This window comes from Paenibacillus sp. 10L310, assembly GCF_056395745.1.
Map to the genome: position 1 here is coordinate 37,561 of NZ_JBFTKC010000013.1, position 19,728 is coordinate 57,288.

The following is a 19,728-nucleotide window of genomic DNA, read 5'->3' on the forward strand; positions in this document are numbered from 1 at the left end:
ATACGGCCGTTAGATTGCCAACTTACCCGGGGACAAGCCGAGGTTCGGCATGGTTAAGGAGATTTGGCTATATTCTGCTGTATTTCCTCTTGTCCCTGGTAGCTTTGCTGCAAATTTTACCTTTGGTATGGCTACTGTTGTTCTCGCTTAAAAATAATCAGGAAGTATTCGACATGGCGCCTTTTTCCCTTCCTGCTACTCCGCGTTGGGAAAACTATGTCAAGGTATGGACAGAGGGAAATATCAGCTTGTACTTCTTCAACAGTGTATGGATTACGGTGGTCTCGGTGGTGATCACCGTGCTGTTCGCCAGTCTGGTGACCTTTGCCATTACACGTATGCGCTGGAAAGGTCGTTCGCTGGTGCTGGGGCTGTTCATGGTGGGTCTGATGATCCCTGTACACTCCACGTTGATCCCGCTGTTCAGCTTGTTCCTGAAGCTTCATCTCACAGATCATCCTTTGTCAGTCATCCTGTCTTATATTGCCTTTAATATGCCAATTACCATTATGATTCTACTTGGATTCTACTACGCTCTCCCCCGGGAAGTGGAAGAAGCCGCAGTGATGGATGGTTGCTCCGTGCATCGGATTTTCTTTCGGATTGTGCTGCCGATGACGTCTTCGGTCATTTCCACAACGGCGATCATTAACATGATCTATAACTGGAATGAATTCATCTTTGTTAATACGTTCATCAGTACAGATTCGTACAAAACCCTGACTGTTGGGGTACAGAACTTTATTGGTCAATACACAACGGATTGGGGAGCCATTGGTGCAACGCTGATGATTAGCATTATGCCAATCCTGATTGCTTTTCTCATCTTGAGTAATCGAATTGTGGAGGGCATTGCTGCGGGTTCTGTTAAAGGTTAAAAGGTTGAGGGTCCAAGGTCCTTCCATTACTTGCTTAAAAGCGAGTTGGGAGGGGCCTTTTTTGTCTTCTGAAACCTCTGATAAGCTTACGGAAATGGGGCTTTATGAAAGTAGTGAAAATACCTATTTATGGAATTACAAAAAACTTTCAACTATTTTCGCAAAACTACTGCATTTTCAAACCACCTGTGCTAACATACCCTAAGAATTAAAGCCCACATGGGAAAGGTGAGAAAATGACAGCAATATCCTCAACCAAAGAGTCCCTTCGTTCTGATGCCAAGGATCTGAATCTGATTCGACTGACATGGCCTATTTTCCTGGAACTCTTCTTATTTATGTTGATGGGGAGCGTGGATACGCTCATGCTCAGCTCGGTGTCCGATAATGCGGTCTCCGGCGTTGGAGCAGCCAATCAGATTATTTCTATCGCTATCCTTGTATTGGAAGTCATTGGACATGGTGCTGCGATTGTAGTCGCACAATATATCGGATCCAAAAAGTTAAGTGAAGCAGCACAAGTTACGGGTAATGCGATCACACTGAATCTTATCGTAGGTCTGGTCCTGAGCGGAATCTTCCTTCTGTTCGGAGGACATTTGTTATCACTCCTGAACATTCAAGGCGAAATTTATGATTTTGCCCGTTCGTATATAAATATCGTCGGTGGCGGTATCTTCCTTCAGGCGCTCATTAATGCGCTGGCTGCGACGATTCGTACACATGGTTACACCAAAGAAACGATGTATGTTGCTGTATTCATGAACGTGATTCACGTTGTTGGTAACTATGCATTGATTTTTGGACACTTCGGCCTGCCGAAGCTTGGGGTGGAAGGGGCAGCGATCTCCACGGTGGGAAGCCGTTTTATCTGCCTTCTGATCTTCTTCTGGTTGTTGTATCGTGTGAGCGAGGTACGGGTGGATTTTGAATACTACATTAAGTTGTCTAAGAAATTCATTGGTAAAATTCTGCGGATTGGTATTCCGTCTGCGATGGAATCCATGGTATATCATTCCTGCCAGCTCGTGTTCACGCTGTATGTGACCTATCTGGGCGCAGAAGCTATGGCAACCAAGCAGTATGCGGGTAATATCTCCAGCTATATCTACTTGTTCAGCATGGCGATTGGTATGGGGACATCGATCATTGTAGGTCGGCTTGTGGGTGCGCGGCGCAAAGACGATGCGTACAAACGTGTTTTTGACAGTGTAAAATGGGCCCTTCTTGCCACGGTTATCATTGATGTAATCATCATTTTTTTCCGTGTGCCGCTGATGAGCATATTTACGGATAATCCGGAAATTATCAAGCTGGGGGCTCAAGTGATTCTACTCAGTCTGTTGCTCGAAACCGGTCGTACCTGCAATATTGTGATCATTGGTTCCCTGCGTGCGGCAGGGGATGCAAAGTTCCCGGTATACATGGGTCTGATCTCTATGGTCTGCATGAGTCTGCCTCTGGGATACCTGCTCATATTCAAGCTTCATCTGGGGCTCGCTGGTGTGTGGCTTGCCATTGCGGCGGATGAGTGGACCCGCGCGGTCATTATGTACTTCCGCTGGAAGAGCAGAGCTTGGGAGAAACATGAACTGGTGGAACATGATGATGAAGAGGTTGGTGCACAGCCGGTACCGGCTGTCTGACGAAGTGTTGTACGGATAAACAAAGCAAATAGTTAAATGAACCTGCTGTAGATCAATGAAGTGGCTCTACAGTAGCCACAGGGCAGCAGTTTCCCAGAAGAGTCAATTACGGAAAGGATTCCATCCGTGATTGGCTCTTTTTGCATCTCCGGCAGAGGTAAACAGAAATAAAGATAGCAAAAATGATCAAAACGGCGATGACATCCTTCACGTATAGTAAGGATATGGAAGGGGGCTTTACCTCAGTTGAGCCGTTACCGTGCAATGATTCAGCAAAGTTTGTTCTATATTGAGACTCATCTGCATGAGCAGATCGGGCTGGAAGAAGTGGCATCTGAGGCGTTATTGTCGTCATATCACTACCATCGAATTTTCCGTAATGAGGTGGGCATGACCGTGGTGGATTATATCCGAAACCGTCGGATGAGTCTGGCGTCCACCACCCTCCGATCGACGGATGCGGGCATTTTGGACATCGCCCTGGCATGTGGTTTTGAGAGTCAGGAAGCCTTCACCCGTGCATTCCGCAAATTATATGGCATGCCACCAGGACGTTTTCGCAAATTGTTTGATCTGAAATTATTCGAAGGAAGAACCAGAGGAGGAGAATTACAGATGAATCAGACGTCAACAATTACAGGTTGGATGTTAACCGGAAGTCACCCGCAGAATTATGAGATGGGTATTGATCCTGCTGAAGTGCATCAGGGGAAAGCTTCAGGATATTTGAAGGCCGTTACGCCGATGGAGCCTAACGAGTTCGCAACAATGATGCAACAGTTCAGAGCGGACAAGTATGTGGGTAAGCGGATGAAGTTATCGGGATTCGTGAAGACCGAGCATGTGGATGCGTTCTGCGGATTATGGATGCGTGTGGATAATAACGTGCATGATGTACTTCAATTTGATAACATGCATGATCGGCCAATCACGGGTACGCAGCCATGGAATCAGTACAGTATTGTGCTTGATGTGCCGGAGGGCAGCGCGGTCATTTCATTCGGGGTTATTTTGAACGGCAAAGGAAAAGTGTGGGTCGACAGCTTCCGCTTCGAGGAGGTTGATCTGAACACACCACTGACACATATGGAGACAGAGTACGAGATGTCGGACGAGCCGCTGAATCTGTCATTTGAGGAGTAAATGCAATTTAAGTGCAGATCCATTATCAAGCTGAGGCTATATGGGAATTATGATATAATGCTGGTGAGAATGGAGCTGATGCTGAGTGACGGAATTACTCGATCCACGAGTAGATTTTGTGTTCAAACGCATTTTTGGAAGTGAGCAAAACAAAGATGTTTTGTTAGCTTTTCTGAACAGCACGTTTATAGAGACCGGCGAATCTCCTCTTACGGAGATCACTGTGGTTAACACGTATACAGATAAGGATAGTCCAGAGGATAAACAATCCATTCTGGATATTAAAGCAAAGACGTTAGAAGGCAAACTAATTAACATTGAAATGCAGCTGTTTAACCCGTATAACATGGAGAAAAGGACGTTGTTTTATTGGAGTGAGATGTACTTTCATCAGATAAAAAAGGGTGAAAACTATAGTCTACTCAAAAAATGCGTGACTATTAATATACTCAACTACTCCTGTCTGGATAATGAGCGATATCACAATGTTTTTCATTTACGAGAAGATCATACAGGTATTGGTTTGACGGATGATATCGAAATACATGTGATGGAACTAACCAAATTGGATGAGTATTCTGTTCCGATGGAAAAAGGCGGACTCGTGAATTGGTTATTATTCCTGAAGGGGATAGATACATCAAACTGGGAGGTGCTGGCCATGAATGAACCGATGTTGAAAAAGGCGATGGATACGCTGGAATTTCTGAGTCAGGATGCGTCCACCAGAATGGCCTACGATGCTCGGATGAAAGCATTGAGTGACGAAAAATCAATGATTGAAGGCGCACGAGCTGAAGGTGCAGCCAAGGGTAAGTTGGAAGGCAAGAGAGAAATGGCCCGTGAATTACTTACACTTGGTGTAGATCTTTCTGCTATAGTTAAAGCATCAGGACTCTCCGAAGATGAAATTAAGAAGTTATTGCCTAAACAGTAACATGAAACGGGAATCTATAGATTAAGGGCTGATCCAATTACGGGTTGGCTCTTTTTGTCGTCATTGGGGTATAAAGAAAGTAGAGCCAAGTCCAAGCTGAGAGAATGAAAGCTTCTCATACAAATTGCAAACTCATCCATAGCTAAATCGCAAAGACCTTGCTAACATAGACCCATAAACTAACTCATGACATAGATAAAGAGGATGAATCCCATGAATAAAAAAGTGCTCGTGGTAGATGACGAATCAAGTATTGTCAGTGCCATTGCTTACGCGCTGCGGCGCGAAGGATATGAAGTAGATACTGCGAGTGACGGCGAAGAGGCCTTGGTCAAGGTCGCATCGTTTCATCCGCAGGTCATGATTTTGGACGTCATGATGCCAAGGCTTGATGGATATGGCGTATGCCGCAGGCTGGAGGACCGCGAGGATATCGGCATTATTTTGCTGACCGTCAAAAATGATATCGTGGACAAAATCGTTGGCCTGGAAATGGGCGCCGATGATTACATGACCAAACCGTTCGAGATCCGTGAACTGCTTGCAAGGGTGAAAGCGCTCATGCGCCGTGTCGAGAAAAGCAGTCCACCACCTGACGATTCGAAGAATCAGGCCATCGTGAATGGCACACTGCGTATTCATGTTGCTCACCGCACAGTGACCGTGAATGAGGAGAAGCTGGATCTGACACCAAAAGAGTTCGACCTGCTGACCATTCTCATGTCCAATCCCGAGCGTGTGTACACACGAGACGATCTGCTGGATCGAGTGTGGGGCATGGAGTATGCGGGTGGTACACGAACCGTAGACATTCACATCCAGCGTTTGCGTAAAAAAATCGGAGATACGGATCAGCAAAAATTACAGACCGTATACGGGATTGGCTACAAAGCATCTGCACCTGAAACAGGCGGGGCCATATGAGAGTCAGCATCAAGCTGAAGTTCAGTGTTTTTCTGGCAGCATTGCTTATCCTGACGGTGGTTGTGCTTAGTTCACTAGTTCTGCGCGGTATTGAACGCAATCAGCAGTCACAGATTGAAGGTATTTTATCACAGCAGACACGGCTGGTGAATCTGAATGTGCGACAGTCCTACTACACGGAGTCCGTTCATCTGGAACAGGACGTTTTTTTACAACAAAACGGCCGCAGGCTTGCACAGGAACTGGCCAACTCTACCGGATTGCCAATTGCTCTCTATAATATGAAGGGCCAGCAAGTTGGCTCATCGATCAGTTCCGGGGAGAGTGCGATTGTTCAGGATACGCTCAACTATGCACTGCAAAATAAAATTGCCTATCATGAACAAGGGGATACCTTGCTCTATGCGGCACCGTTGGACGGTCCGGATGGGCAGATGGGTGCCGTATGGATGCAATATCCGGTCCAGAGCTACCATGAATTCTATACTCGTATCCTTCAATTGTTCATATGGGCGGGCATTGTCGTTGTTGCGCTGAGCTTCATATTAGGTTATCTGTTCTACAATCGGTTTGCCGTTGCGATTACTCGGCTGAAGAAGTCCGCAGATTCCATTCGCGAAGGGAATTACATTACGGAGTCTCCTTTAAAGCGCAAGGATGAGTTGGGGGAGCTGGGGCAGGGCATTTATTATATGAGTACATCCATTCAGCAAAATATCACAGCCATGCATGCGGAGCAGCAGAAGCTGCAACTGGCGATTGAGAAACTTCAGGCGCTGGAACAGCAACAGAAACAATATATCGGTAACATCAGCCATGAATTCAAGACACCACTGACATCGATCAAAGCTTATGTGGAGCTGCTCGACATGTATAAGGATGATCCGCAACTGCTTGATGATGCCACAAGTAACATTGGCAAAGAAACGGAGCGGCTGTACGAGATGGTAGAGAAAGTCTTACATTTATCTGCCTTGGAGAAGTATGACTTTGAGAACCAGGCCGAAGATGTAGAGGTCAGCGCTCTGCTGAGGGATGCCTGTGGCCGGATGCGTGGGAAAGCGGAGAAGTTTGCGCTGAAAATGGAACTGGATCTTGAACCGGCGGTGATCCGCAGCGATCGGGAGAGTCTTATGCATATTTTCATCAACATGCTGGATAATGCCATTAAATATAACGTTCCGGATGGTGTGATCCGGGTGAAGAATGAACTGTGGAGGCAGGAGCGTCAAGCGGTCATTCGGATCTATAACTCGGGTATGCCGATTCCGGCAGAGGCGCAGGAGAAGATTTTTGAACCCTTTTACACCGTGAACAAAGACAGAGCCAGAAAAACCGGCGGAACCGGACTGGGGCTATCTCTCGTGAAGCAGTTTGTTGAAAAACAGGGCGGTACAATCACCCTGCTGTCGAGTGATCCAGAAGATGGGGAAGGTGTGACGTTCCAGCTCATGTTCCCTTTGGCTGATTCAAGTTTACAAGTTCGAAACAAGTCTGAATAACTTTGGAAGTATGCGATGTATATGCTTGGTCTATAGCAAGAGAAACCAGGGGGGACCATCATGAATTGGAAACAAGCAGCTATGGGCACGTTCGGAGCCATTGCCCTGTTAACGACAGCGGCATGCGGGGGAACAACGGAGCCGGGGGGCAACGCACAAGGCGGGAAAACGGGCACGGATATTACGGTAAAAGATAATACCAACACGTCCGTGTACCAGAGCTTCAAGCTGGAGAAAATTGATAAATTGCCGAATATGCGCGGGATCGCATGGCTAAGTGATGATTGGATTGTATCTGACAAAGAGAACAAGTCCTTGATACCCGTCACGGTTGAAGGTCAGGAAAGATACCCGCATAACTTATATATGTATGATCTGACGAAAGGTACAGACACGCCGCTCAAAGAAAGTGAAGCCAGTCTGGGTGCACCGCTGGTATCACCGGATGGTCAGTACCTGTTCTACCGCGAGCCGGAGGAAAATACGGGCAAAGGCTACTTCCTGAACCTGCATAACGGGGAGACAACCCCTGCTGGCAAGGAGGATGGATTTATTCAAGAGGGCGCGTGGCTGGATAATGAACATGTCGTTTTCCCTAATATGAAGGGTGATCTGATCTCGGCAAGTGTGGATGGTACAACAAAGGTACTGGTGGAAACAGGTAATTTCAATGTACGGAGTATCAAGATGTCAGGCAATATGCTCTATTATATTACGGGCGAAGATGGCCAGTTGAATGCATACGATGCGAAGACGGGTGACGTGAAACAGGTGCTGAAAAGTGTGGAGTGGGTCATCCCTTCTAATGATGGAACAAGGCTTGCGATTGTGAAAAGAACAGCGGATACCAAACGGGCGCTGGTGCTCACCGATCTGGAAGGCAATGAGAAGGCCACTCTCGCCAGAGGTACACAGGTTTTCGGCACAAGCTGGTCGGGTGATGATTCCAAGATTGCATACACCATCAATTCTGAGAATGATAATGAGAAAGGGCTATTTGTCTCCAACACGGAGTCGGCAGAACAGTTCCAGATCTCGGCCGATATGGACAACGCTTCTGACCCACTCGCCTGGAGCCCGAAAGGAAATAAAATCCTGTTATCACAGGCGGTATTGGAGAATGAATCGTATCACTTTGTAACCTCGGTCATTACGATCTCGGAATAGGGTGAATGGTGCAGAAAGATATGTTCCATATCTTTCATGCCTTTCTATACATTTATATTGACTAAGCTGTTCCGCTTCCGATAAACTAGAATGCAGGAATAAAAGTCGAATGTCAGGCAGCAGTTCGAGACGATGTTTCGGGCGGCTGTTTATTTTCTTTTTTAGAAGTAAGGTTGCAACGTAGTCGTCTTGTCGGATGATCCGGCCAATAACAACATGGAATAGGAACAGGTGATATACATGTGTAACAGCGCGTACCGCGTGCTTTTATATTATAAGTTCGTGAAGATTGAAGACCCCGAGACGTTTACACAAGAGCATCTGCAATACTGTAAGGACCTGGGTGTGAAAGGCCGTATTCTGATCGCATCCGAAGGCATTAACGGTACGGTATCCGGAACGCCAGAACAGACGGAACAGTACATGAAAGATATGCTGGCTAATCCGCTGTTCAGCGACATGGTGTTCAAGATTGATGATGTCGAGGAGCATGCGTTCAAAAAAATCTTTGTTCGTCACAAAGCAGAGCTGGTAACCTTCCGTGTGGAAGATGAACTTGACCCAAATGTGACTAGCGGCAAACGCCTTTCGCCGAAAGAGTTCCATGAACATCTACAACGTGATGACGTTATCGTTATCGATGGTCGCAATGATTATGAATACGAAATTGGTCATTTCCGCGGGGCCATCCGTCCAGATGTGGAGTCGTTCCGTGAGTTTCCGGAGTGGATCCGCGAGAACCTGGGTGACATGAAGGACAAAACGATTATTACCTACTGCACTGGCGGCATTCGCTGCGAGAAGCTGACCGGGTTCATGATCAATGAAGGATTCCAGGATGTGGCTCAATTGGACGGCGGTATTGTCACGTACGGTAAAGATCCGGAAGTACAAGGCCATCTGTTCGATGGTAAGTGTTACGTGTTTGACGAGCGGATCTCTGTACCGATTAACCGGACAGAAGAGGATATTGTCATTGCCAGCTGTTATCACTGTGGAACGACACATGACCGATATATTAATTGTCCAACCTGCAACCTACAGCATGTAAGCTGTGAGGATTGCGAAGAGACGCATAACCGCTTTTGCTCGGATGCCTGCCGGGAGGCAGCACCGGTACACGCATAAGCAGGAGAGCAGGTGCTGATCGTGAAGCGCGAAGAGGAACGAACGACGCGTGAACGGATTTTGTTCATGCTGAAGCAGCAAGGTACATTGACCGCGAGGGAAATGACAGCTGATCTGGGTCTGACCGGCATGGCCATTCGCCGTCATCTGACGGCACTGGAGCAGGACGGCTGGATTGAGGTTCGGGAGGCCCGGGCAACGGCCGGACGTCCGTCCTCGGTGTACCAATTGACGGTACGCGGGGACAGCTTTTTTCCAAAATCATATTCCTCCCTTACGCTGGAACTGCTTGAAGAATTGTCTGACTCAGCCGGGAGCGGTGTGGTAGATGCATTGTTCGAGAGTCGCCGGGACAAGTTGCTTCGCAGCGGATTGCCACAGATGGAGGGCCAGGATCTGGCTGGACGGGTGGAGGAACTCGCTCGAATCCAGAATGCCAACGGATATATGGCGGATGCGTCTAGAGATGCAGATGGAACCTACGTCATTACGGAAATGAACTGCCCGATTGTGCAAGTCGCGAGTGTCTACAAGCAGGCTTGCCGCTGTGAACTGGAACTGTTTCGCTCGCTACTTCAAGCTGAGGTGGAGCGTACTGAATGTTACGCCGATGGCGGCAAAAGGTGCAAGTATGAGATTCGCGAAGCGTCGGGGAATTAACTGGGTGAGAGTTTGAAAAAAAAGATAATAAAAGATATTCAAAGTGTAAAGAAGAAGAGATGGTATCGAGTTTCGTCGAGGCCATCTCTTTTTTTATATCCTGCGTTACGTGAAACTGTATGAAAGAAATTTCTCTAACGAACCCTGTAGACGCTATTTTCCTCTCCAAAGATCTTTTCAAAATTTAACGAATCGTAAAGGCGCTATTTTGCTTAATTTGGCCGATTCTCGGTATCGAATTCTAATATTAGAATGAATAACGAGTGTGAGGTTCGTTAGGATTTGCATATCGTGATTATTCCCCCAATAAGATGTCTCGGGTTCGTTAGCATTGGAATAAGGGCAATTTTATTGTTTGGCGCTAACACGTTGGCTTGGTACAGCTGGTCAACGTGAAGCGCTAAGCACATTACAGCTTCTTGACGAGCCATTCGCATAACTTGCGGGTTGCTTTTTTTTTCTTTATGTAATGTTTTCTATCACAACCATACGATGAAACTAAATTGGAAGCGGTTCAACCATTGACGGATATCGGGACGCCCCTTAATATTAGGGGAACAATACAACACCAACACGGGTCATGGACTTCAGTCGCATGAGAAAAGTCTATATTTGTCTGCTTTTGTCGATCAAAGCAACAATGCGTTGAAGCGTTTGTTTTGTCCCGCCCTATCGTGTCAATGGAATCTCGATAAGGGTAACCACATTTTATAAGATGGAGAGGGGTTCTCACACATGAAAAAGAAATTTTGGATGTCACTGATGATGGTTGCTTCAATGATCGTTGCAGCAGGTTGCGGAAATAACAGCGGTACAGGCTCGGAATCCGAAGGATCAGGGACTACAACAGGTGGAGGCAGCGAGGAAAAATCATACCAGATTGCCATCTCGCAGATTGTTGAACATCCATCTCTGGATGCTACACGTGAAGGATTCATCGCAGCCCTGAAGGAAGCGGGCATTGAAGAGAACAAGAACCTCAAAATTGATTACAATAATGCGCAAGGTGATTCGACGAACAACCTGTCCATTGCACAGAAAATCTCGGGTGATTCCAAAAATGATCTCGTACTCGGCATCGCAACACCATCTGCGCTGGCGCTGGCTCAACAAGTGAAGGACAAGCCATTGTTGTTTGCAGCAGTGACAGACCCACTGGGTGCCAAACTGGTGACCGATATGGATAAGCCGGGCGGCAATGTTACAGGTGCATCCGATACGAATCCGGAGGCTATTGTACAATTGGCTGACTTTATCGCCAAAAATCTGCCGGATGTGAAAACGGTGGGCTTGGTCATTAACGAAGGTGAACCAAATGCGGTGGTTATGGCAGATAACGCTGAAAAAGCGCTGGCAACACATAATATCAAGCTGGTGAAAGCACCAGTTACGAATACATCAGAAGTAAAACAGGCTACGGATTCTCTGGTTGGCAAAGTAGACGCTTTCTACATCACGCTTGATAACTCTGTCGTGAGTGCGGTTGATACGATCATCCAAACGGCCAACAGTAATAAAATTCCGTTCTTCTCCAGTGATCGGGATACCGTTGAAAAAGGAGCTTTCGCAACCGTTGGCTTCAAATATTATGACCATGGATATCAGGTGGGTGAGATGGCCGCGGACATTCTGAAAAATGGTACAAAACCTGGTGATATGAAAGTCACCGTTCCGGACAAACTGGATCTGATCCTGAACCTGAAAGCGGCTGAAGCCCAAGGTATCACGGTTACGGATGAGATGAAAGCGGAAGTAAAAGACCAGGAAAACAACATTATTCAATAGAATCAATTCATAAATTTAATGAGTTATGAGATTGATTCAATAATCTGACCGGAGTGTAATCCGGCAGTATGGATGCGAGGCGAACATGCAACGGGTTCGCCTCATTCTTTTCGATAGACAGGGAGGAAGTAGTGTGAGTATAAGCTGGAATTCAATTGAAGGGGCGATCGAGCTGGGGCTTCTATACGCACTGATGGCACTTGGTGTTTATATTACGTTCCGCATACTCGATTTTCCTGACCTTACCGTAGACGGAAGTTTTACAACAGGAGGCGCAATCGCGGCGGTTATGATCTCCAATGACTTCTCTCCTTGGCTTGCCTGTTTGGCGGCAATGGCTGGCGGCATGGTGGCTGGGGCTTGTACAGGTCTGCTTCATACCAAAGGCAAAATCAACGGATTATTATCCGGGATTTTGATGATGATCGCGCTCTACTCCATTAATATGCGTATTCTTGGCGCACCGAATAAATCCATTATGGGTATGGATAATCCATTCTCAGGTGAGCATGTCATGGTGTTAATTATCATCGTCGTGCTGGTGTTTAAAATTATGCTCGATCTGTTCATGAAAACAGATGTTGGACTGGCACTCCGCGCGACAGGTGATAACAAACGTATGATTCGCAGCTTTGGTGCAAATACGGATGTGACTACGATTGTAGGGGTCAGCTTATCCAATGGATTGGTTGCCCTGTCCGGTGCATTTATTGCACAGCAATCAGGTTTTGCAGACATCACGATGGGCATCGGTATGATCGTTATCGGACTGGCTTCCGTGATTATCGGTGAGGCCATTCTTGGAGCAAGAACGGTATTCTGGGCTACACTTGCGGCGATCGTTGGTTCAATCATTTATCGGATTGTGGTCGCGCTTGCCCTTCAAGTCGAATGGTTTGATACATCTGATCTGAAGTTGATCACAGCGGTGATCGTTATTATTGCTCTTGTATTCCCAACGATGCAGCGCTCCATGAAGCAGCGTAGTCTGGCTCGCAAACGAACGGAAGAGTTGATGCGATCCGGGGGTCATCAGGCGAAGGGAGGTATGTGATCATGCTGGAGATTACGCAAGTAACCAAGCTGTTCAACCCAGGTACAACGGATGAGAAGACCGCGCTGGTCGGTGTGAATCTGACGATGAATCCGGGAGACTTTGTGACGGTGATTGGTAGTAACGGGGCCGGTAAATCTACGCTGATGAACATCATTTCGGGTGTGATGAAGCCGGATATGGGCGATGTACTGATCAATGACCGCTCCATCAAAAACCTGCCGGAGCATAAACGCAGCAGCTGGATTGGCCGGGTGTTTCAGGACCCGATGGCAGGAACAGCACCACATATGTCCATTGAAGAGAACATGGCGATGGCATACAAACGTGGCAAAGGACGCGGACTAGGCTTCGGAGTTACCCGTGCCAGACGGGAGATTTTTAACACGCAACTGGAGAAGTTGGGAATTGGACTGGAGAAGCGGCCGAATGCAAAAGTGGGTCTCTTGTCTGGTGGGGAGCGGCAGGCACTTAGCCTGTTAATGGCTACGTTTACCCAGCCGCAAATTTTGCTATTGGATGAGCATACGGCAGCCCTTGACCCATCACGTGCCGAACTGATCACGGAACTAACGGAGACACTTGTGCGTGAGATGAGACTGACTACATTGATGGTGACGCACAATATGGAGCAGGCCATTCGTCTGGGTAACCGTCTGATCATGATGGACAAAGGCCGAATTATTCTGGATGTCAGCGAAGAGCGCAAGCGTACGTTGACTGTCCCTGAGTTGCTTGGTGAATTCGAACGAATTAGCGGCAAAAAAATGGCAGATGATCGTGTCGTGCTGGGTTAAGACAAGGGAACACTTGTTGTAAGAACAGATATACGTACCGTAATCCACAATCTAAGCCATCTATAAGTTAGACCATAAAAACCTTTTGCGTTCTCGCAAAGGGTTTTTATGGTATGTTGAACACGTTGAAAAAATGGAATGAATCTATACGATTTCGGATCAGCGAATTATTCATAGTAGGAGGAACCAGGCATGTCTTTGCAATTGGATGAAGGGACATATACGGTAACACGGCGAACGGAATCCATTCGTCTACTCGCCAAGGAATTTGCACTGCTGCATTTTCTGTATGAAAACAAGGAAAAAGCCTTCACCCGTAGTCAACTGCTGGATCGGGTATGGCCTTTGGAATATCCGGTTGAACGCACCGTGGACGATCATATCTATCGCCTGCGTAAGAAGCTGAAACGCTGGGACGAGATCCGTCTGGATACAGTACGGGGCTACGGATATCGACTTGCTGTGCATGAGAATAAGTCCGCTCTACCCGCTAGCCCCTCTGCTCAGGACCCAGAAATGCAGGAGGTCATTCACGGATTACTTCGTAAATATCACGTGTTTGGGCAGGGAAACGCCATACAGACCCTGGTTCAACAACAGGAAGCACTTGGCATTCAGATTGCCCCTTATTATCAGTTGTATATCCGTTTTATACAGGGAGATCTGGAATGGCTGATTACAACAAAGGAAATTCCCTTTGAGGAGCGACTATATTGGCTACTGATTTTCGTGCACCCCCTGATCGAGCCAGCGGATAGTATTCAGTTGTATGAACAGGCGCTGAATTCAGCTGCATTGTCTGCCGATCAGCTTCGCGAACTCCGCATTCTCAACATCGTTGAAGTCTATGTAGAGGTGGGCCAATATCAACGTGCCAAAGAGCAGCTGGAAGAAACGTATCGTGTAATAGAGACTGACGAACTCAAGAATTTCAGACTGCCTGTAGCACTTGCAGCGTTGTACGTGGAACTGTGGGGTGGCAGCGGTGAAGCTGTTGAGGCTCAGATGGCAGTCCTGCAATCAGGATTGAAGGATGCCCCGTATCTGCGAGAGATCGGGCGTTTTCAGATGATGGAAGGATTATGGTTACTTCGGCAGGGACGGATTCGTGAGGCAGAGTTAAGAATGGATGACGGTCTGGATGTATTGAAAATGTCGCTGAACGCACCGCTATATCTGAATGCTGCACATCAGATTCTCCTATTCCTGGGTCATCATCGAATCGAAGGCAGAATTCGCAGTAAGTATCGTCAAGTGTATGCGGAGATCGGCAAAAGTTACGGTGTACCCGCATATGGACAACAAATTGTAGATGAAATACGTAACTTTTTATCCCCTATCCTCCCATCCTCTGATCTTCCTCTGATATAACGCCCTTATGATTACAGCCAAGGAACATACAGACCGCTAACGGCTGTAATCAAGGGAGGAAGTACATGTATGACCGTCATTTCAAATGAACCCACATCCAATGAATCCACCGAATCACCCGCCTCATCTGCGCAATCTTCCAAAAGCTTATGGACTAATCTCCAGTTTGTCCGCATGTTTATCGCATACTCACTGGCTACGTTTGGAGATTGGTTCGATGCACTTGCGATCCAGGTGATGGTGGCCTACCGCTGGGGTGCTGACCCACTGATCATTGCACTTATTCCTGTATGTATGGCTGTCCCAGGCATACTGCTGGGCTCCTTTGCAGGTGCTCTGGCTGATCGACTGCACAAAGTGAAAATCATGATTTTGTGTGACGTGATCACCGTGGGATTAACCATTGCTATTTTATTCGCGCCAAGCCCGGCATGGTTGCTTCCACTTCTTGCCCTGCGGGCCACGATGGGAGTTTTTCACGTTCCAGCTCAGCAGGCGTTAACCCGCCAGGTGGTGGCAGAGGAGCATCTGTTTCAGGCATCATCCCTAAACGGTTTTGTGAGCCAGTGTTCGAAAGTGGCGGGACCACTTCTGGGTGCAGTCATTTTGGCCTTCTTTTCACCACAAATCTGTATTGTCATTAATGCCTGTACCCGCCTTTTGTCGGGTGCGGTATTATGGCCCTTGCGGCGTTTGGTGGAGAAGTCGGAGTTCGTTGAATCAGACGGAAGTGCTGCAAGTAAAAAGGATGGATCGGAATCTTTGTTCTCCCAGTGGAAGCAAGGCTGGCGTTTTATACAGAGCAGTCGCACCGTGATGAGTACGATTTTGTTCTGCTGTTTTGGACTCATGGCCATTCTGATGATTGATTATCAGTTTACGACCCTGTTTCGGGAGATCAAGCCAGGTAATGAATCACTGCTCGGATGGTTGGGGTCTTCGGCAGGAGCCGGGGCAGTCGTCACCATTTTGTTGTTAAATCGCTTGCCGAGAATTGGGTATGGGTGGGGACTGGGTGGAGGATATCTGTTCGTGGGTGCCGGAATCGCTGCGCTGGGGTGGATCGGCCCACAAACACCTGAAATTTGGGTCATTATCTGGGGCCTCTGTATTGGGCTGGGTAATGGGCTATTTATGGTAACTCTGAATTATTTGTTGCAAAAAGAGACCCCTCCTGCCTATGTAGGGCGCGTCTTTGGCATTCAAAATTCACTATCTAGTGTTGTACTGGTTGTAGCGCCACTTGCAGGTGGAGCGCTCATTCGAGTTGCAGGGCCGAGCCCCACCTTTCAATATATCGGTCTCGCTACGCTGGTAATTGGTCTTGCCGGCATACTGCTACAACGTATCTTATGGGAGAGGAAACAGCCTCTCATAACGGAAGCCAAAGAGAACATTCCGCAGGAATCGGCCTGACAGCCTCGTCTGGACAACATTTTTTATCATCATTACATCTACAATATAAAGAACAGCCGCTTTCGGTACTCATCCGAAGGCGGCTGTTTGCACGTTGCCTTTGTTATACATCGTTGAACAAATCACACTTCCCACCAAGCGAAATAAGCAGTGGAGGCCAGCAGTCCGCCAACCGAAAGTGATCCGCTGAAAGAGAGGTTAATGGCCTGACCTGGAGGAACCACATAACGGCCAAATTCATTGGATAGAAACGGCCCTGCTTGAAGGGGCATAGCCATCAATGGCGTCGCTCCTGCAGGTGTAGCAGCAGAGAACCGTACCGTGGCTACGCTGGTATTGCTGCTGGAAAGATTGCTGTTTACCGATGTGAGTGTGGTGGGCGATGTCAGTGTTCCATTAGCGCTCAGACTCATGGAACCACTGAAGGAAGATAACAGATTGAGTGATACCGTGATTCCGCCGGAGAGTCGTGATACGTATAGGGTTTTCCCACTCCCCGCTGGATTGGCCAATTGTACGGTGGCGATCACCGTTCCTCCCAGCAACCCCAGTGTTGTGGAGTTGGTGGAACCTGCGTTGTACAGATTGCCTGTACTGCCAGCATTATTCTCTGGAGGTGCAACAATGCCGGGAGAAATATACGTGTTGGTGTTGGACGTATAGACGGGCTGGCTTAACGGGTTGAATACATTATTGTTCGGCACAGTGTGCACCTCCTTTTATCAGGGTCAAACTCAGAATTCCCACCAGAACAGATTAATGGCTGCGGTCTGATTCCCCGTGCCTACGCTAATGGATAATGTTTGTCCCGGTGGAACAATAATGGAGCCATTCAGACCCAGTGAATACATTCCTGCAGTGAGCGGAATACTTGCAATGCTCGTGAAGGTTCCCCCCAGGGTACCTGTATTTTGTCTTGTGGTAACTACACTGGCGTTGGTATTTCCAAGTAACGTATTGACGGGCACGGGTGTGCTACCAGCAGTCACGGTTCCTCCTGAATAGATAACAAGAGTAGCTGCCGCTGTTGTGCCTCCTGTGAGGCTGGATATACGTATTGTTCGGCCGCTACCGGCCGCATTCAGGATCTGTAGAAGAAGACTCTGGTTGGAAGGAATTAAGGTATTGTTGGTCGTCAGGGCAAAAAAACTGCCTGCAGTAGCTGCACCGCTGTCTGGTGACGCTTCAATGCCCGGGGCTGAGAAGGTATTGGTCAGTTGAGTAAACAGGGGACGATTGGATTGGTTGAATACATTATAGTTGGTCATCTCATCCACCTCCCATAGACCAGTTCATTTGAGCAACATTCCGGTTGATTCGCATTTCATTGTACTTGCAGTGTATGTGAAAAGAAGCAAAATGGATTGGGGACTGAGCCGTATATCTGGAAATAACGGCGGTTGCCGTGCCCGTATATCCAATCCGGGCATACGATGCGTAAGCACATTTTTTAAGGGGAAATCGAGATGAGTCGAACAGCAAAGCAAAGCAAGAAGAGAACGAAGCAACCAACTAAATATGTCAGTCGCCGTCGCTCCCGTCATTCCTGCCGCGCTAAATTGCTGAAACCCCCTTGTTCCCGGATTACTCGTCCCCGGTTCAAGCAGGGTGCTTCCTCACGTACGAAACTCCCTGGTGCTATTCATTGTTTTACAGAGCATACGTATGTTGGAGCCGAAACCAGTAGCAGCATGGATTCACTCCCGGCACAAGACACCTCATCACTCAGCATGTATACCTATGGCGTTGTGAATCGGGGAAAACATCCGGCTCTTGTACAGATCCAGATCAGCCCAAATGCCGTGGATTATGCTGTGGACAGCCAGGAGGTGGTCGCGGGAGGCCAGACCAAAGCGCTGGTACCATTGCGATTTTTGCACTATACCCGGCTTGCAATTCGATCCGTTGAACCGGATCAGCCGACCCGGCTCGATGTTTACTTTCAGGCGCAGCGTATGCCATAAGGGAGTAAGATCTCACAGATTTGACCAGGGAGGAGGACGAGGCACATGCCTAACTTTACAACGTTTAATACGAATCCGGATAATCTGAGAACGTTGATTTTTGGCCAGGATAGTACAGGCACAGCCCAGCCTGTCAGAACGGATACAAGCGGGAACGTGGTTGGCATTATTTTGGACGGAACCATCAGTAACATCTCAGGTCTGACCACGGTTACAATTAACGCCGGAACCATTACCAACATTCTGAACGGAACGATCACGAGTGTACTTGGAGCGACGATCACGGCAGGTACGATCAACAGTGTGCTTGGAGCCACAGTAACAGCAGGTACATTGACGAATTTGCTGAATGGTACAATCACGAGTGTATTGGGAGCAACGATCACGGCGGGAACGATTACAAGTGTACTCGGGGCAACCGTAACAGCAGGAACGCTGACAAACTTGTTGAACGGTACAATCACGAGTGTGCTCGGAGCCACGGTGACCGCAGGAACATTGACAAACTTGCTGAATGGTACGATTACAAGTGTATTGGGAGCAACGATTACCGCCGGAACGATCACGAGTGTGCTCGGAGCCACGGTGACCGCAGGAACATTGACAAACTTGCTGAATGGTACGATTACAAGTGTATTGGGAGCGACGATTACCGCCGGAACGATCACAAGTGTGCTTGGAGCCACGATTACAGCAGGTACCATCACAGGTATACTCGGAGCGACAATTACAGCAGGAACACTGACGAACCTGTTGAACGGAACCATTACCAGTGTGCTCGGGGCCACGGTGACCGCAGGAACGTTGACGAACTTGCTGAATGGTACGATCACGAGTGTATTGGGAGCAACGATTACCGCCGGAACACTGACAAACTTATTGAACGGAACCATTACAAGCGTACTTGGCGCAACGGTAACAGCGGGTACGTTGACAAACCTGCTAAATGGTACAATCACCAGCGTGCTTGGTGCTACAATTACCGCGGGAACACTTAGCAGTGTGACGTCGATTTCACAGAAGAGTTTTCAGGAGTCCCAACTCATAAGCACCCCGACCGCCAACACCTTCACAGCGCTCCCGGCGGTTACGACCAGTGTATTTGGCACGTATTCTTTCTTTGTATATAACCGGGGGCCGGGTGTAAACCGGGTAGATGCTCTTGTTGAGATCAGCGCCAACGGAACGAACTGGTACACGGATGTGACGACGGTAACGGGCATTTTGTCCGGGTCAGTCGATGTATTGGTACCGCAGCGTTTTCTCAAATACACGCGTCTTTCCTACCGCTCCAGCCTAATCGGTGCACCAAGCACGATTGATGTGTTCTTCAATGGACAAGGCACATAACCCATT

General features: G+C 47.8%; 18 protein-coding genes. 16 read left to right on the forward strand and 2 right to left on the reverse strand.

Annotation, left to right across the window (positions count from 1 at the left end):
- Window positions 1-14: 14 nt before the first annotated feature.
- The 14 genes from AC1DE7_RS22960 (at window position 15) to AC1DE7_RS23025 (ending at window position 16,408) form a co-directional block, all read left to right on the forward strand.
- Window positions 15-878 carry a carbohydrate ABC transporter permease gene (locus AC1DE7_RS22960; protein ID WP_036606719.1) on the forward strand — a complete coding sequence of 288 codons (864 nt, stop codon included), beginning with the start codon at window positions 15-17 and terminating at the stop codon, window positions 876-878.
- A 236-nt stretch (window positions 879-1,114) separates the two neighbouring features.
- On the forward strand, window positions 1,115-2,524 hold the full coding sequence (locus AC1DE7_RS22965) for an MATE family efflux transporter (RefSeq protein WP_036671595.1): 1,410 nt from the start codon (window positions 1,115-1,117) through the stop codon (window positions 2,522-2,524).
- Window positions 2,525-2,770: 246 nt separating this feature from the next.
- A complete protein-coding gene (locus AC1DE7_RS22970) occupies window positions 2,771-3,667 on the forward strand; it encodes a helix-turn-helix transcriptional regulator (RefSeq protein WP_477535258.1) in 897 nt (298 codons plus the stop codon).
- A gap of 85 nt (window positions 3,668-3,752) precedes the next feature.
- Window positions 3,753-4,604 (forward strand): Rpn family recombination-promoting nuclease/putative transposase, encoded by an 852-nt coding sequence (locus AC1DE7_RS22975; protein ID WP_047840846.1) that lies wholly within the window; start codon window positions 3,753-3,755, stop codon window positions 4,602-4,604.
- A gap of 213 nt (window positions 4,605-4,817) precedes the next feature.
- A complete protein-coding gene (locus AC1DE7_RS22980; protein ID WP_036671592.1) occupies window positions 4,818-5,528 on the forward strand; it encodes a response regulator transcription factor in 711 nt (236 codons plus the stop codon).
- Window positions 5,525-7,030 (forward strand): sensor histidine kinase, encoded by a 1,506-nt coding sequence (locus tag AC1DE7_RS22985; protein WP_477535259.1) that lies wholly within the window; start codon window positions 5,525-5,527, stop codon window positions 7,028-7,030. The genes AC1DE7_RS22980 and AC1DE7_RS22985 overlap by 4 nt, the downstream gene beginning before the upstream one ends.
- Window positions 7,031-7,090: 60 nt before the next feature.
- Complete coding sequence (locus AC1DE7_RS22990) at window positions 7,091-8,197, forward strand: TolB family protein (RefSeq protein ID WP_477535260.1); 1,107 nt, start codon at window positions 7,091-7,093, stop codon at window positions 8,195-8,197.
- Between the two features lie 240 nt (window positions 8,198-8,437).
- Window positions 8,438-9,325, forward strand: a complete 888-nt coding sequence (trhO, locus tag AC1DE7_RS22995; protein WP_036606654.1) for an oxygen-dependent tRNA uridine(34) hydroxylase TrhO — start codon at window positions 8,438-8,440, stop codon at window positions 9,323-9,325.
- A 12-nt stretch (window positions 9,326-9,337) separates the two neighbouring features.
- On the forward strand, window positions 9,338-9,985 hold the full coding sequence (locus AC1DE7_RS23000; protein WP_083677519.1) for a helix-turn-helix transcriptional regulator: 648 nt from the start codon (window positions 9,338-9,340) through the stop codon (window positions 9,983-9,985).
- Between the two features lie 735 nt (window positions 9,986-10,720).
- On the forward strand, window positions 10,721-11,770 hold the full coding sequence (locus tag AC1DE7_RS23005; RefSeq protein ID WP_047840843.1) for an ABC transporter substrate-binding protein: 1,050 nt from the start codon (window positions 10,721-10,723) through the stop codon (window positions 11,768-11,770).
- A 193-nt stretch (window positions 11,771-11,963) separates the two neighbouring features.
- On the forward strand, window positions 11,964-12,824 hold the full coding sequence (locus AC1DE7_RS23010) for an ABC transporter permease (protein ID WP_051154091.1): 861 nt from the start codon (window positions 11,964-11,966) through the stop codon (window positions 12,822-12,824).
- Between the two features lie 2 nt (window positions 12,825-12,826).
- Window positions 12,827-13,621, forward strand: coding sequence for an ABC transporter ATP-binding protein (locus AC1DE7_RS23015; protein ID WP_036606660.1), 795 nt, complete (start codon window positions 12,827-12,829; stop codon window positions 13,619-13,621).
- A gap of 192 nt (window positions 13,622-13,813) precedes the next feature.
- A complete protein-coding gene (locus AC1DE7_RS23020; RefSeq protein WP_477535261.1) occupies window positions 13,814-14,992 on the forward strand; it encodes a winged helix-turn-helix domain-containing protein in 1,179 nt (392 codons plus the stop codon).
- A gap of 69 nt (window positions 14,993-15,061) precedes the next feature.
- Window positions 15,062-16,408 (forward strand): MFS transporter, encoded by a 1,347-nt coding sequence (locus tag AC1DE7_RS23025; RefSeq protein WP_477535262.1) that lies wholly within the window; start codon window positions 15,062-15,064, stop codon window positions 16,406-16,408.
- Between the two features lie 122 nt (window positions 16,409-16,530).
- Here the strand turns inward: AC1DE7_RS23025 and AC1DE7_RS23030 are convergent, their stop codons facing one another.
- Both AC1DE7_RS23030 and AC1DE7_RS23035 read right to left on the reverse strand, forming a co-directional pair.
- Complete coding sequence (locus AC1DE7_RS23030) at window positions 16,531-17,112, reverse strand: hypothetical protein (RefSeq protein ID WP_477535263.1); 582 nt, start codon at window positions 17,110-17,112, stop codon at window positions 16,531-16,533.
- A 30-nt stretch (window positions 17,113-17,142) separates the two neighbouring features.
- Window positions 17,143-17,676: a hypothetical protein gene (locus AC1DE7_RS23035; RefSeq protein WP_477535264.1), complete on the reverse strand. Its 534-nt coding sequence runs from the start codon at window positions 17,674-17,676 to the stop codon at window positions 17,143-17,145.
- Between the two features lie 198 nt (window positions 17,677-17,874).
- Here AC1DE7_RS23035 and AC1DE7_RS23040 point away from each other — a divergent pair, with 198 nt between their 5' ends.
- Window positions 17,875-18,372: a DUF6385 domain-containing protein gene (locus AC1DE7_RS23040; protein WP_091012617.1), complete on the forward strand. Its 498-nt coding sequence runs from the start codon at window positions 17,875-17,877 to the stop codon at window positions 18,370-18,372.
- 45 nt (window positions 18,373-18,417) lie between these two features.
- Window positions 18,418-19,722: a DUF6385 domain-containing protein gene (locus tag AC1DE7_RS23045; RefSeq protein WP_223868741.1), complete on the forward strand. Its 1,305-nt coding sequence runs from the start codon at window positions 18,418-18,420 to the stop codon at window positions 19,720-19,722.
- Window positions 19,723-19,728: the final 6 nt, after the last annotated feature.